Here is a 13,430-nt window from a genome sequence, read left to right as displayed (position 1 = left end):
CTAGGCGCGCTCCCGCGGGACCCGGTCGAGGCCGAGGACGGCAAAGGGGATGCCCCGCACCACGCGCCGGTGGGGGTGCTCGCCGAGCGTCCACAGCAGGTCGGCGTCCGGATCGAGGGCCAGATCCTCGCACCCCACGGGGAGGGGAACGGCGTGCGGCGTGAGGGCCTCGCGGCTGCCGGTCCACAGCCGGCCGGGTCGCATCAGGTTCGACTGCGACACGAACGGCTGATCGCCCCACCGCACGACCCCCTGCATGCGGGGGATGCCGGGGGAGAAGCGGTCGTGCTCCTCGAAGGCGTCGTCCGGCCCGTCGGGAATCGAGAACTCCGCGATCCGCCCCTGGTCGTCCGTGCGGTACTCGCCGATCAGGACGCGGCGCAGCGGCGTGCCGTCGTCGTCGAAGACACGCCCGAGGAAGGAGCACCGCAGCGCGAGCGGATGCACGCGAGAGCGCACCGCCACGAGCGCGGTCCTCGGCAGCCCGAAGCGGGAGGCGCCGCGCAGGCGCCGGGCGAGAGACCCCCGCATGCGGCGGACACTGCCGAGATCGAACTCCCAGATGCCCTGCCCGGTGGCCGCGACGAACAGCCGGTCGTCGAACCAGGCGAGTCCCCCGGTGTGGATGGGGGCGGGCTGCAGCCGGCCCTCCTCATCGGTGAACGCGAGAGCGACATCGAGGTGCCGGGGGCGTTCGGGATCGATCAGGACGACGCGGGACGCGAGATGCGCGTTCGCCTTGTCCTGCCGGAACCAGCTGACCGCGAGGGTGCGGCGTCCCCGCCAGGAGCCGATGTCGATGCCCTGCGGGTACCACCGGGTGGTCCAGGCGCGCGCGGTGAACCACCGGAGGTCGGCGGTGTCGCGCCGCCCCCGTCGCATCGGCCGCCACCACGACCCACCGAACCGGAGCATGTGTCCATCGTCGCCGATCCGCGACGGGCCGCCGACCAGGACACCCCGCGTTCACCTCGGGGTTCCCGTCCGGCCACGAACGCCTGCGAGCATGCGGGTCACCGCCACCCCCGGGAGATCCGTGCGCAGCCCCCTCGTCACCGTCATCGTTCCTGCCAAGGACGCCGGCGCCTACCTCGCCACCACCCTCGCGACGCTCGCCCGCCAGTTCGACGACCCGGCGGCGCTCAAGTTCGTGGCGATCGACGACGGATCCGGGGATGACACAGGGGACCTGATGCGGCGCTTCGCCGACCGGCTCCCGCACGCCGAGGTGCTCGTGAACGCCGAGCCGCGCGGTCTGGCCAGCGCCCGCAACCAGGGCCTGGCGCACGTCGAGGGCGAGGCGTTCTGCTTCCTGGACGGCGACGACTGGATGCAGCCGCAGAGGCTGGCGGTGCTCAGTGCGCGCCTGCGGGAGCTCGGCGCCGACTTCCTCCGCACGGACCACGTGACGGTGCGCGACGGCGTTCGGACACTCGTGCGGGCGCCGCATCCGTGGCGGGAGCGACTCGTCCCCCCGCGCCAGGCGATCCTGCCGGAGACCGAGACCACGATGGTCGACTATCCGTTCGCCTGGGCCGGGATCTTCCACCGCCGCGTGCTCGAGCGCGGACTGGCGGAGTTCCCGCCCGGACTCTTCACGGCCGAGGATCGGCCGTGGATCTGGCGGTTGCATCTGCAGGCGGAGTCCTTCGCCGTCGTGGATGCCCCCGCGTTGCTGTATCGCCGCGGGGTGACCGGCTCGCTCACCCAGGTGCGCGATCGGCGTCAGCTCGACTTCGCCCGGGCGATGACCGCGGTGGTCGATCTCGTGGAGCAGGATGCCGAGGCGCCGCGGTTCCTCCCCAAGGCGGTCTGGACGGCGCTCGCGCTCAGCTCGCACCACCTCGTGCGGTCGCGCCGCATGCGGCCGGAGCTGCGTGCCGAGATGCGCTCCGGCATCCGCGCACTGCTGGGTCGGCTCCCCGAGGATCAGGTGGCGGCGGCCGTCCGCCGTCTGGACGGGCCGCGTCGTCGGGTGCTCGCGCGTTCGCTGCGACAGGCAGGGCACGGCGCATGACGCAGCTCTTCGCCGTGCACAGCGCCTACGGGCTCGCGACCGCGGCGGCCGCGATCGACGCGCAGCTCCGAGGCGACGGCGCCCGCGGCGAGCGTGTGCTCGTGCCGTTCGTCTCGGCCCGGGTTCCTGAGACCGTGGTCGGCGTCGGGGCGGACCCGGCACTGCAGACCCTCCGCGAGCGGTTCGATCGGATCGAGGACCTCGGCGCCCTGCTCGGGCCGCTGCATCCGAGCGCCTGGGAGCCCGCGCCGGCAGATCTGCCCCTGCTCGAGCGCCTGCTCACCCGGGCGTGGGGCATCGATCACGACGACCTGGAGCTCCTCGTGCAGAGCCCCCAGGTCGCGCCCGCGCGCACGCTGATGTCGATCTTCCCCCGCGCGCGCCTGACGATCATCGGCGACGGCCTGATGACGTATTCGCCGATGCGCGTCGCGCTGGGGCACCCGGTGTCGGCGCGCATCACCCGGGTCGTGCACGCCGACGTGGTGCCGGGTGTGCGGCCGCTCGTCGGTGGAACCGGTGCGGAGACGCTCGCGGTGTCGCCGGAGGCGTTCCGCCGCGTGCTGCTCGAGACCGATCACGGCGCCCCGGTCACCGATGACCACGGCCATCCGCTCGACGACGGCACCCCGACCGCGCTCGTCCTCGGCCAGTACCTCTCGGCGCTCGGCCTGATGACGCCGCGGGAGGAGATCTCCCTGCAGCGCGACCTGATCGACCGGGCCGCGAGCTGGTCGCCGACGCGCATCGTCTTCAAACCGCATCCGGCGGCCCCGCCGCAGCTCACCCACGCAGTTCGCGAGCGGGCGCTGTCGCAGAGGCGGGAGTTCGTCGAGTATCGGGGGGCGCTCGCCGCGGAGGTGCTCGCGCAGCGGGTGGATGCCGTGGCCGTGGTCGCCGGGTTCTCGACCGCGCTGCCCACGGTCCGTGCGCTGTTCGACACCCCGATCGGGGCGAGCGGCCTGGCGTCGATGCAGCGCCGACTCACCCGGTTCGAGAACAGCAACCGCGTGCCGATGGCGATCGTCGACGCCCTCACGCGGGCCGACACCCCGTACACCGACCCCGCGCGTCTGCAGCAGCTCGTGGATGCGATCGGATACGCGATGCAGCCCGAGATCGCGGGGCACCTCCGAGGCCGCGCGGAGCGGTTCCTGGACGGGCTGGACGCCGGTGAGCGCGACCGCTACTTCGCCCCGGAGCGTCTGGCGGCCCTGCGGCTGCCCGGCGCGCCCGCCGAAGGTCCGCTGCACCGGGCGCTGCGGTCCACCGGCGGGACCGGTCGTGTCGAGGAGTGGCGGTTGACGGCGAGGGGCGCGCGGCGGCGGGCGACACGAGCATGGCGAGCGATTCGAGGACGATGATGACGACGAGCACCGAGACGATGAGCACCGAGACGACGAGCGAGACGACCGGCACTGAGATGACGTCCGACCCGGCGGCGCGCCGCACCGTGGCGATCATCCCGGCCCGCGGCGGGTCGAAAGGGGTGCCGCGCAAGAACCTGCAGACGGTCGGAGGGGTGCCGCTCGTACAGCGGGCGATCCATGCGGCGCGCGCCGCCGAGGGCATCCACCTCGTGGTGGTCTCGACGGACGACGCCGAGATCGCGGCCGTGAGCGTGGCGGCCGGCGCCACCGTCATCCGCCGCCCGGACGAGCTCGCGGGTGACACCGCGTCGTCGGAGAGCGCGATCCTCCATGCGCTCGACGAGCTCTCCCGGCGCGGGGAGCCGTTCGAGGTCGTCGCCTTCCTGCAGGCGACGTCACCGTTCATCCCCACCGACGCGCTCGCCGCCGCCGTGCGCGAGGTGCGGTCGGGCCGCGCGGACAGCGTGTTCTCCGCCGTCGAGTCGTACGGATTCCTGTGGCGACGCGGTGACGACGGGGAGGCGGTCGCGGTCGACCACGACGCCGCCCACCGTCCGCGTCGGCAGGATCGAGCGCCGCATCATCTCGAGACCGGGGCTTTCTACGTGTTCGGCGTCGAGGGCTTCCGCGCGAGCATCCACCGCTTCTTCGGCCGCGTCCGCATCGCCGAGGTGCCGGAGTGGACCGCGATCGAGATCGACGACGAACAGCAGCTCGGCATCGCCCGGGCGCTGGCCGCGCGGCACGACGTGCCGTCCGCGATCCCCGTGCGCGCGGTGGTGACCGATTTCGACGGCGTGCACACCGACGACACGGCGATCATCGACGCGGGCGGTGGTGAGCGCGTGCGCGTCAGCAGGGAGGACGGGATGGGCGTCTCGCTGCTCCGCGCCGCTGGTGTGCCGATGCTGATCCTCTCGACCGAGGTCAACCCGGTGGTGCGGGCACGCGCCGACAAGCTGCGCGTGCCGGTGCTGCACGGCATCGCCGACAAGGAGGCCGCTCTGCGCGACTGGGCGGAGGACGCCGGCATCCCGCTCGCCGACATCGCCTACCTCGGCAACGACGTCAACGACCTCCCCGCGATGCGCATCGTCGGCTGGCCGATCGCGGTGGCGAACGCGCACCCGCGGGTGCGGGAGCACGCGCGCGTCGTGCTGCGCCGACGGGGCGGCGAGGGTGCGGTGCGCGAGCTGATCGAACGGGTGTTGTCGAGCTGACCGATGCCGGTCATCCTCCGGTCGCGTGGTGTTCACCCACGGCGCGTACTCAGGAGGAGCGGGGCTTTCCCGACCGCTCGACGACCGGAGGAACCATGACTGTCAGCATCGGATCGCGCGTGATCGGCGGAGGCCACCCGGCCTACGTGATCGCGGAGATCGGCCTGAACCACAATGGCGACGTCGAGATCGCGAAGCGCCTCATCGACGTCGCGGCCCGTGCCGGAGCCGACGCCGTGAAGTTCCAGAAGCGCACCCCCGAGATCTCCACACCGGAGCACATGCGTGACGTGCCGCGGGAGACCCCGTGGGGCACCATGAGCTACCTCGACTACCGTCGCCGCGTCGAGTTCGATCGCGAGCAGTACGTCGCGATCGGCGACCACGCCACGCTGCAGGGACTCGACTGGTTCGCGTCACCCTGGGATGTGCCCAGCGTCGCGTTCCTGGAGGACCTGAACGTCGTGGCGCACAAGGTCGCCTCCGCGAGCCTGACCGACACCGAGCTGCTCCAGGCGCTGCGCGCCACCGGCAAGCCCGTGATCCTGTCGACCGGCATGTCGACCATTGCGCAGATCGATCGGGCGCTCGACACACTCGGCACCGACCGCGTGGTGCTGATGCACGCCACCTCGACCTACCCGCTCGAGCCGGAGGAGGCCAACCTCCGCGCCATCGCGACCCTGCGTGACCGCTACCCCGGCATCCCCGTCGGATACTCCGGTCATGAGCGCGGTCTGCAGATCTCGCTCGCGGCGGTCGCGATCGGCGCCGTCGCGGTCGAACGCCACATCACCCTCGACCGCACGATGTGGGGTTCCGATCACGCGGCCTCGCTCGAACCCGCCGGCATCGAGCACCTCGTGCGCGACATCCGGGTGATCGAGACGGCGCTCGGCGACGGGGTGAAGCGCGTGTTCGACAGCGAGCGCGCCCCGATGGCGAAGCTGCGTCGCGTCTCGGCATGACGACCGCGGCGCGGGGCGAGGAGGCGGCATGAGGGGTGGAGACGGGCTGCGCGTGGTCGCGATCGCGGACGCCGATTCGTTCGTGAAGTGGGCCGCCTCGCTGCTCGGCGGCGTTCCCGGCATCCGATCGCATCTGCTGCTGGTGCGCACGCCGCTGGTCGCGAGTGCCGAGCAGCAGCGCACCGCGCTCGCGGGCACGGGGATGCTGCCGGAGCAGGTCACGCGGGTGCGCTTCGCCGAGACCCTCGCCTGGTTGGAGGGGCAGCGCCCCGACGTGGTGCTGCTGGCCGGCCGTGGACCGTTCGTGCGCCTGATGGGCCGGGTGATCGACGCCCTCTCGCATCGCCCCGTCACGATCTCCGGACTTCCCGGCATGGCGATCCCCGCCCAGCGCGGAGCTCTGGAGTACCGCCGGCACACCGACCTGATGATCGTCCACTCGCACCGCGAGGCCCGGGCGTTCGAGGAGCTGGGACGCCGCATCGGCGTCTCGGTGCCGACTGCGCTCGCCACCCTGCCGTTCGCGCGGAGACGGCAGCGGATGCTGCGCCCCGAACAACTCCGCATCGACGCCGTCTCGGGTCGCCGCAGCGGCCTCGCGCTCGTCGAGCGTCCGGAGCGCCCCCTGCCGGAGCCACCGACCCCGGTGCGCCCGCCCGCCACCGACATCGTGTTCGCGGCTCAGGCCCTCGTGCCGGTCGGGCGCGAGGAGCGCGGGGAGATCGCATCGATGCTGGTGCGCGCGGCGGAGGCCGACCCCACCCGGCGGGTCGTGATCAAGCTGCGATCGCGGCCGGGGGAGTCGGAGACGCACCTCGAGCGCACCCCCTACACCGAGCTGCTGCCGACCCGGCGCCCGGAGAACCTCGTGGTCTCGTACGAGTCGATGGCCACCGCGCTGGAGAGCGCCGCCGGGCTCGTGACCGTGAGCTCGACGGCGGCGATCGAGGCCACGGCGCTCGGTATCCCGGTGATCGCGCTCGATTCGTTCGGCGTGAGCAAGAGCCTGTTGAACACGGTGTTCGTCGGCAGTGGTCTGCTGGGCGGGCGCAGCGAGGTCGTGGCCGGGCGCTTCCGGCATCCGCACCCGGACTGGCTGCGCGACAACTACTTCCACCCCGATGCGCATGCGACCTGGTGGGAACGCGTCGAGCAGCTCGTCGCGCTGCGCCGTGCGGGCGCCCTGCCGGCGAAGCGCGTGCCGGTCGCCCGCGGCGGGTCTCTGCACGAGGCCTGGCAGCGGGCGAGCGTGCTGGGCGCGGAGGACCGGACGGTCACGGGCGGTCTCGCTCTCACCCTCGGCGTTCCGGCCACGGCGGCGCTCGCCGCACTGCGCCGCCGCGGTCGCTCGGGCGTCGCCGACACCTGGACGGATGCCTCCACGGACGTCACGCTCGAGCCGAACCCGTTCCACGACTCCCTCCGCCGCTGAACCGGACCGCCGCCGCAGGCGGGATCCCTCGGTCCGTCGCCGTCGCCGTCGCGTGACACCCGGGGTCATCTGCCGACCCATACCGTCACCACCGGGGGCGATGCTGGTGCTCGGCATCGCGTCCCGGTAGCGTCGACCCCATCGCGGCGATCCGGGCGGTCCCGGGCCTCAGCTCATACCTGACGGCGTTGCGGGTTCGACTCCCGCCGTCGCGTCCAACTCGGATGTCGCATCCACCCCCGCCGGTCTCGGGGATCGGACGCAGACGTAAGGTCATGACATGAGAGACGTGACGCGTCGGGGTCTGTTCCTGTCGGTGCTGCTCAGCGGCATCGCGGGCTATGTGGATGCGGTGGGGTTCATCGACACAGGAGGCCTGTTCGTCTCGTTCATGAGCGGCAACTCCACCCAGGCGGGTGTCGACGTCGCGGAGCAGGGGGTGGCGGCTGCTCTGCTGCCGCTGTCCCTGGTCGCGGCGTTCGTCGCGGGTGTGACCGCCGGCGCGCTCATCGGCCGCGACGGTCGACGCCGTGCCGCGGCGATGGCGGCCGGGGCCACCGCGGTCGCGATGAGCGCCGCGCTGGCGGCCTTCCTCCCCGACGGCCCGTGGCGGTTCCTGCTCCTCGCGGCGGCGATGGGCGCGCTCAACACGCTGTACCTCTCGGAGGGACGCGCGCGGGTGGCGATCACCTACGCCACCGGCACGCTCGTGAGCCTCGGCCTGGCGATCGCGGCACGGGCGTCGGGGCGATCCCCCTCCGCCTGGCAGCGTCCGCTGCTGCTCTGGGGTGCTCTCGCGGGAGGAGCGGTGGTCGGCGCGACCGCTCATCGACTCGGGAGCGGGCCGTCTCTCCTGATCGCCGCCGTGGTCCTCGGGGCCGCAGCGATCGCGGTGGCGGCGGTCCGTCGCACGCACAGAGGATGATGGAGACATGCCTGCCTCCCACCGCCCCGGTCTCCGAGTCTCGGCGGGCCTGACCATCCCGGAGTCGGAGCTCTCGTGGCGGTTCTCCCGGTCGTCCGGCCCGGGAGGCCAGGGCGTGAACACCGCCGATTCCCGCGTCGAACTCGTGTGGGATGCCGCCGGCTCCGCGGCGCTGTCGCCGAGTCAGCGCGAACGGCTCCTCGACCGGCTCGACGGCCGGCTGGTCGCCGGGGTCCTGACGATTGCGGCATCCGAGCATCGTGCGCAGCTGCGCAACCGCGACGCGGCACGGGCGCGACTGGTCGAGCTGGTGGCCGATGCCCTGCGGCCGCCCGCGCCCTCACGGCGGCCGACGAAGCCGAGCCGCGGCTCCAAAGAGCGTCGGCTGAAGGCGAAGCAGCGGCGCACCGACGTCAAGCAGTTGCGGCGGCCGCCCCGCGACTCCTGAACGCCGGTGGCTCCCGTCAGACCGGTGCCCGGACGGCGTAGACGACCCTGTTCTCCGTGTACGACGCGGCGGCGGCGTCGAACACGCCGCCGCACGTGATCAGGCGCAGTTCGTCCGCGGCCACCGCGCCGAAGACCTCCGCGGTGGGGAAGGCCGACTTCGGGTAGTCGGCGACCGTCGTGACGGTGTAGCGGAAACTCGTGCCTTCGGCGTCGGTCACCTCGACGACGTCACCGGCCGTGAGCTCCTTCAGCCGGAAGAACACGGCGGCGCCCGTGGGGGAATCGACGTGCCCGGCGATCACCGTGGGGCCGTATCCTCCCGGGCGCCCGCCGCCGGTGAACCATCCGACCTCGTCGTAGTCCCTCGGCGCCTCCATCTGCCCGGACGGTGCGATGCCGAGATCGATCAGCGGCATGTCGAGCGCGAGCGCGGGGATGTGCACGCGCTGCGGGGGAAGGCCACGGGCGATCGGCTCCGCGACGGGTGTCGTCGCGGGCGCCGACGCGGCGGGGGGCGCGGAGGGCTCCGGCGCCCGGGTCGATCCGGGCGACCCGGGCGCCGAAGTGCATGCGGTCAGCACCAGCGCGACGAGCGCCAGTGCCACGCTCGCGGACCGACGCACCCCGGGGGCAGGATGCATCGGAGTCCGCGAGCGGGTCATCATCGGGCGTCGGCCCGGCGGCGGTGGGCGATGACGCCGAGGCCGGCGAGCGCTCCGGCGACGCCGACGGCGGCGATCGACACGCCGGCGGCGTTCATCCCCGTCTCCGCGGTACCGCCGCCGCCGGTGGGGACGCCACCGACGGGAACGCTCGTGAGCTGTCCGCGGACCACGCCGGCGGGCGAGGCGACGGTGTGCGAGTCGGCCGAGAAGCCACTCGGGTCGTCTTCGATCTGAGAGAGTGAGAAATCGGTCCCGGTGTCGACGCCGTCCACCATCACTCCGGTGGTGAACGGTCCCTGCAGGCAGCCGGAGCTCGTGCGCGGCCCGTCGCCGATCGGAGCCGGGTTGGGGAAGGCGATGCGGGGCGGCCCGGGCTGCCCGGCCTGCGCCTGGTGGATGTGCGTGGCGGTCTTGGCGGGGCTCTCGTAGTCACCCGAGACGCCGTCGAGCGTGATGTCGTAGCAGATGACCTCGAGCTCCGAATTGATGCGGAACGTGAAGGTCCCGGTCGCGCCGTCCTGGCCGGGAGTCGCGACGCCGTCGGCGTTGACGACCTGATCGGGGGTGGCCATCACCGTGAAGGCGCTGGTGAATGAGGACGGCTCGGGCACCTCGGTCTCGGCGTGCGCGGGTGCGGCGACGGCGAGGAGTCCGACCGCGGCGACCGCGCCGAGGGTGAGAGTGCGTGCGGAGGTTCTTTTCGACATGTCGCGCCCTTTCGATGCGGATGCCCGATGCATCCGTTGCCGGGGGATACGCCCCGCGCATCCGTTCCGTTCATCGCGCACGGAATTCTCTTTCCGGATGAACACCCGCGACGATCACGCCGTACACCCTGCAGGTTCTCGATCCGCGAGCCGACGGCCTAACCTGAGGGGAGCGTGCCGACCATGACGGGGTTCGCCCAGGGGCATTCAGGGAGCGTGATGGAGCATCCGGCAGAGCGGTCCGCGCGATTCGACGCCACGCGGGCCTTCGATCTGCACGGCTCGGCCCTGCTCGGGTTCGCCGTCAACGCCGTGCGTGACCGCCCCCTCGCCGAGGACTGCGTGCAGGAGACCTTCCTGCGGGCGTGGCGCTCGCGCGAGAGCTTCGACCCGGCGAAGTCCTCCGAGCGCACCTGGCTGTTCGCGATCGCCCGCAACGTGATCGCCGACGCGTTCCGCGCGCGGGGGCGGATGCCGCGGATCGGCGGCGAACAGGAGCTGGAACAGCATCCGGCCACGGATCCGGATCCGCTGGAGCGGCTGCAGATCACCGAGGGGCTGGCACGGCTCAGCGCCGCCCATCGGCAGGTGATCGTCGCCGTCCACGTCGAGGGGCGCACGTATCGGGAGGTCGCCGACGCCACCGGGGTCCCGGTAGCGACGCTGCGCACCCGGGCGTTCCATGCTCTTCGTGCACTGCGGGGCCACCTCGACGGATCGGAGGAATCTGATGGACATCAGTGACGAACGGATCTCGGAGCTCATCGCCGCGGCGGTGGCGGGGGAGCTGTCCCCGGAGGAGGAGGCCGAGCTCGACGCGCTCCGCCGGCTCCACCCCGGGATCGCCGAGGAGATCGCGAGCCTGCGCGGGGTGGCCGCCCGGCTGACCGAAGCCGAGGCGACGTGGACCGAGGTCGCCCCCGACGACGCCCTGCGCGACCGGCTGCGCGCGCTCTTCGACGCCGACGGGCTCGCCGCGACGGCATCGGCCATGAGCACTCCGCCGACTGCCGTGCCACCCGCCCCGGCATCGGATGCCCCCGAGGCATCGGCGGTTCCCGTGCGCCGACCGTCTCGCTGGGTGGTCGGCATGCTCGGAGCCGCCGCGTGTGTCGGCATCGGTCTGGGCGTGGGGCTCCTCGTGCCCGCCGCCCTCTCCGCACCGCCGACCGGCCCGCCCGGCACGCTGGGCGCGGTCGAACCGGTCGAGGTGCGCGATGCCTCGGACGGCACCGCCATCGATGCGGATCTCGTCGCCCACACCTGGGGCACGGAAGCCGTGCTCGACGCGACGGGACTCGAGGTGGGCGCGACCTACGCGATCGTCTTCATCGGGACCGACGGCTCCGAGTTCTCCGCGGGGGAGATGCTCGGCTCGCCCGTGGCGATCCACTGCCGGGTCAACGCGGCGGTGCTGCGGGAAGACGTCGCCCGCCTCGAGATCCGCGACGACGCCGGCATCGCGATCGCGGCGGCCGAGGTGCCCGACGTCTGAGCCTCCCGCTCAATCCTTTCCGCCACCGCGCACGAGCTCGAGGCCGGCCCCCGCGAACTGTCGGATCGTGGCGTCCGGCAGGAACGCCCGGGTCAGCGCACCGCCGATACGGGTCAGGTCGCTCTCGTCGCGGAACAGCAGGTACATGGTCTCGTAGCGCGGGTGGAACTTCTGCTTGAAGCGGTGCAGCGAACCGAAGCCGTAGACGGGCTCGAGCGCCTCGGCCAGCCGTTCGCTCAGCGCCGCGATCACGCCGGCGTCCGGCGGGTAGTCGTGCGCGAGCGGAGCGCCCGAGAGCGACATGATCTCGGCCCCCTCCTCCGAGAACTGCTTGGCGGAGGAGCCGATGAGGTACTCCATCACCGGCGCGAAGCCGCCCTCGCGCCGGCGCATCAGGTCGAGCGTCCAGCCGCGCACGGTGCCGCCCGGGGCGTGGACCGGCAACCAGGAGAGGAACCCGTCGACGTCACCGTTCGGGGCGAGGGCGAGCGCGAGTCGCACCTCCGGGTCCTCCGCCTCCTCCAGCGTCCCGAGGGTGAAGCGCATCTCGGGAAGGTCCTTGTCGCCCACCCAGGCCTCGGAGATCGCGCGCAGCTGCTGCTTCACGCCCCACGACTCCTCGCCGAGCCGGGTCATGCGGAAGGTCATCTCCTCGCGCCCCGCGCGGTTGAGCGAGGTGCGCACGGAGTTCCATCGCTTGCCGGTGAACTCCAGCCCCGGCAGGTCGACGATCGTGTCGTCCGCGACCACGATGCTGCGCCACGTCGGTGGCACGGCGGCGCGGGTGGCCTCGTCGGCGCTGAAGAAGCACGGCACCAGCCCTGCCTGCTCGGCGGTCCGGATGAAGTCGGTGACAGCGTCGGCGCGGGCCTCCGCCGGTCCGATCGGATCCGCGAGCGCGAGCGCCACGCCGCTGCGCCGCTGGTAGGCGACGACGCCACCGGTCACGCGGGCGTAGCTGTTCCCGTCCCAGGTCGTCATCCACGACAGCGTGCCGCCGCCGTGCGTGCGCAGCTCGGCCTTGACGTCGTCGACGCTCGGGGCGGGCGGGGCGCCCAGCGTCGATCGCCGTCGGGCCCGGAACGCCCGGCGCACCCACACGAGGTACACGAGGACGATCAGCCAGAGGATGCCGTTGGCCAGCGCGAGCTCGGTCTCCCCGTCCCAGCGCAGATCGATCTGCGCCTGGCTGAAGACCGTGATGAGCGTGAACGTCAGCGCGCCGACGAGGACGTTGAAGGAGCCCAGCAGCAGGGCCATCACCCAGGCCCACCGCCGACCGCGGCGCAGTCCGTTCACGAGCACGGTGATCACCACGAGATCGATCGCGAGGTCGATGAACCCGCCCGACGCCGACTCGGTCGGGCCGAAGGGGCCGTCGGTGGGGACGAGCACCGTGATGATCTCGATCGCGCCCAGCACCAGGACGGCCATCACCGCGATGAGGCGCTGCTCCCGGACGGTCGTGCGACGCACGCGCAGCGAGCGGTCCACGCCGAGCACGAGCAGCACCGCGAGCAGATGCTCGAGATCGGCGAGCGTGCCCCAGAACAGCATCGCGATGAACACGAAGCCCAGCAGGATCAGCCAGCCGCGCACGCGCCACGGTGCGCGGAAGAGTCCGACCGCCGCGGCCATGCACGCCATCGTGCCGCCGGACGCACCGACGTCGAGCGCCATCGCCTGCGCCGTGGCCCACTCCCAGGGGAAGCGCGAGAGCACGAGCAGCAGCAGGGCGGTCGCGCAGATCGCGAACAGCTGACCGATCCAGTAGTAGGCGAGGGCGACCCGCGACCCCCGGCGGTACTCCAGGTACGCCATGCCCCAGAAGCTGCCGATCGTGAACACGTACACCCACGGCTGGTTCACGAAGAACGTGCCGGTCAGCGGCGTCCACCACCGGCCGGCGTCGAAGCTCGGCAGGCCGTACGCCACGGAGCGGAACAGCGCATCGTCCTCGAATGGACGCCACAGCCCCTGCCCGATGATCCCCACCGCGAGGATCAGCCCGACCATCGTGAGCGTCGCCGGGATACGGCGCGCCACCGAGAGGACGGCGGACGGAGCGTGTCGAGACTCTGACATGCGCTCAGCGTAGCGACGGCGTCGACGGTGCGGGAGAGGAACAGATGCCCCGCGCCCTCTTCCGTCCTGCCGTCGATCGGTGTGAGATGGAGAGCG

The 13,430-nt window shown here is 72.5% G+C and carries 13 protein-coding genes and 1 pseudogene; 10 read left to right on the top strand and 4 right to left on the bottom strand.

What is annotated here, in order from left to right; genetic code table 11:
* Window positions 1–915 (bottom strand): hypothetical protein, encoded by a 915-nt coding sequence (locus ACWA14_RS12975; protein ID WP_463794180.1) that lies wholly within the window; start codon window positions 913–915, stop codon window positions 1–3.
* Window positions 916–1,006: 91 nt separating this feature from the next.
* Between ACWA14_RS12975 and ACWA14_RS12970 the strand changes: the two genes are divergently transcribed.
* The 8 genes and pseudogenes from ACWA14_RS12970 (at window position 1,007) to arfB (ending at window position 8,380) form a co-directional block, all read left to right on the top strand.
* Entirely contained in the window at window positions 1,007–2,017 is a 1,011-nt protein-coding gene (locus tag ACWA14_RS12970) for a glycosyltransferase family 2 protein (RefSeq protein WP_463794178.1), read from the top strand.
* Entirely contained in the window at window positions 2,014–3,381 is a 1,368-nt protein-coding gene (locus tag ACWA14_RS12965; protein WP_463794175.1) for a polysialyltransferase family glycosyltransferase, read from the top strand. Before ACWA14_RS12970 ends, ACWA14_RS12965 begins: the two co-directional genes overlap by 4 nt.
* A complete protein-coding gene (locus ACWA14_RS12960; protein ID WP_463794173.1) occupies window positions 3,381–4,607 on the top strand; it encodes a cytidylyltransferase domain-containing protein in 1,227 nt (408 codons plus the stop codon). Before ACWA14_RS12965 ends, ACWA14_RS12960 begins: the two co-directional genes overlap by 1 nt.
* A 95-nt stretch (window positions 4,608–4,702) precedes the next feature.
* Complete coding sequence (locus ACWA14_RS12955) at window positions 4,703–5,575, top strand: N-acetylneuraminate synthase family protein (RefSeq protein WP_463794171.1); 873 nt, start codon at window positions 4,703–4,705, stop codon at window positions 5,573–5,575.
* A 28-nt stretch (window positions 5,576–5,603) separates the two neighbouring features.
* Window positions 5,604–7,007 carry a DUF6716 putative glycosyltransferase gene (locus ACWA14_RS12950; protein WP_463794169.1) on the top strand — a complete coding sequence of 468 codons (1,404 nt, stop codon included), beginning with the start codon at window positions 5,604–5,606 and terminating at the stop codon, window positions 7,005–7,007.
* Window positions 7,008–7,149: 142 nt separating this feature from the next.
* A pseudogene (locus ACWA14_RS12945) lies at window positions 7,150–7,225 on the top strand.
* A gap of 62 nt (window positions 7,226–7,287) precedes the next feature.
* Window positions 7,288–7,932, top strand: coding sequence for a YoaK family protein (locus tag ACWA14_RS12940; RefSeq protein ID WP_463794166.1), 645 nt, complete (start codon window positions 7,288–7,290; stop codon window positions 7,930–7,932).
* Window positions 7,933–7,939: 7 nt separating this feature from the next.
* Window positions 7,940–8,380: an alternative ribosome rescue aminoacyl-tRNA hydrolase ArfB gene (arfB, locus tag ACWA14_RS12935; RefSeq protein WP_463794164.1), complete on the top strand. Its 441-nt coding sequence runs from the start codon at window positions 7,940–7,942 to the stop codon at window positions 8,378–8,380.
* A gap of 16 nt (window positions 8,381–8,396) precedes the next feature.
* Here the strand turns inward: arfB and ACWA14_RS12930 are convergent, their stop codons facing one another.
* A complete protein-coding gene (locus tag ACWA14_RS12930) occupies window positions 8,397–9,023 on the bottom strand; it encodes a class F sortase (RefSeq protein WP_463794162.1) in 627 nt (208 codons plus the stop codon).
* 20 nt (window positions 9,024–9,043) lie between these two features.
* On the bottom strand, window positions 9,044–9,754 hold the full coding sequence (locus ACWA14_RS12925) for a CHRD domain-containing protein (RefSeq protein ID WP_463794160.1): 711 nt from the start codon (window positions 9,752–9,754) through the stop codon (window positions 9,044–9,046).
* A 183-nt stretch (window positions 9,755–9,937) separates the two neighbouring features.
* Here ACWA14_RS12925 and ACWA14_RS12920 point away from each other — a divergent pair, with 183 nt between their 5' ends.
* Both ACWA14_RS12920 and ACWA14_RS12915 read left to right on the top strand, forming a co-directional pair.
* On the top strand, window positions 9,938–10,498 hold the full coding sequence (locus ACWA14_RS12920; RefSeq protein ID WP_463794158.1) for an RNA polymerase sigma factor: 561 nt from the start codon (window positions 9,938–9,940) through the stop codon (window positions 10,496–10,498).
* On the top strand, window positions 10,485–11,249 hold the full coding sequence (locus tag ACWA14_RS12915; protein WP_463794155.1) for a hypothetical protein: 765 nt from the start codon (window positions 10,485–10,487) through the stop codon (window positions 11,247–11,249). Before ACWA14_RS12920 ends, ACWA14_RS12915 begins: the two co-directional genes overlap by 14 nt.
* A 9-nt stretch (window positions 11,250–11,258) precedes the next feature.
* On the opposite strand, the gene ACWA14_RS12910 is transcribed toward ACWA14_RS12915, so the two are convergent.
* Entirely contained in the window at window positions 11,259–13,334 is a 2,076-nt protein-coding gene (locus ACWA14_RS12910) for a bifunctional lysylphosphatidylglycerol flippase/synthetase MprF (protein WP_463794153.1), read from the bottom strand.
* Window positions 13,335–13,430 lie beyond the last annotated feature (96 nt).

Source organism: Microbacterium sp. TW_SC_2, from assembly GCF_055361165.1.
This window is presented reverse-complemented; position numbering and strand designations above follow the sequence as displayed.

What these genes read in the sequence shown, in the direction of transcription:
- ACWA14_RS12955 (WP_463794171.1), top strand. Translation starts at nt 4,703, where the DNA reads ATGACTGTCAGCATCGGATCGCGCGTGATCGGCGGAGGCCACCCGGCC.
- ACWA14_RS12965 (WP_463794175.1), top strand. Translation starts at nt 2,014, where the DNA reads ATGACGCAGCTCTTCGCCGTGCACAGCGCCTACGGGCTCGCGACCGCG.
- ACWA14_RS12930 (WP_463794162.1), bottom strand. Translation starts at nt 9,023, where the DNA reads ATGCATCCTGCCCCCGGGGTGCGTCGGTCCGCGAGCGTGGCACTGGCG.
- ACWA14_RS12925 (WP_463794160.1), bottom strand. Translation starts at nt 9,754, where the DNA reads ATGTCGAAAAGAACCTCCGCACGCACTCTCACCCTCGGCGCGGTCGCC.
- ACWA14_RS12940 (WP_463794166.1), top strand. Translation starts at nt 7,288, where the DNA reads ATGAGAGACGTGACGCGTCGGGGTCTGTTCCTGTCGGTGCTGCTCAGC.
- ACWA14_RS12915 (WP_463794155.1), top strand. Translation starts at nt 10,485, where the DNA reads ATGGACATCAGTGACGAACGGATCTCGGAGCTCATCGCCGCGGCGGTG.
- ACWA14_RS12975 (WP_463794180.1), bottom strand. Translation starts at nt 915, where the DNA reads ATGCTCCGGTTCGGTGGGTCGTGGTGGCGGCCGATGCGACGGGGGCGG.
- arfB (WP_463794164.1), top strand. Translation starts at nt 7,940, where the DNA reads ATGCCTGCCTCCCACCGCCCCGGTCTCCGAGTCTCGGCGGGCCTGACC.
- ACWA14_RS12960 (WP_463794173.1), top strand. Translation starts at nt 3,381, where the DNA reads ATGACGACGAGCACCGAGACGATGAGCACCGAGACGACGAGCGAGACG.
- ACWA14_RS12950 (WP_463794169.1), top strand. Translation starts at nt 5,604, where the DNA reads ATGAGGGGTGGAGACGGGCTGCGCGTGGTCGCGATCGCGGACGCCGAT.
- ACWA14_RS12910 (WP_463794153.1), bottom strand. Translation starts at nt 13,334, where the DNA reads ATGTCAGAGTCTCGACACGCTCCGTCCGCCGTCCTCTCGGTGGCGCGC.
- ACWA14_RS12970 (WP_463794178.1), top strand. Translation starts at nt 1,007, where the DNA reads ATGCGGGTCACCGCCACCCCCGGGAGATCCGTGCGCAGCCCCCTCGTC.
- ACWA14_RS12920 (WP_463794158.1), top strand. Translation starts at nt 9,938, where the DNA reads ATGACGGGGTTCGCCCAGGGGCATTCAGGGAGCGTGATGGAGCATCCG.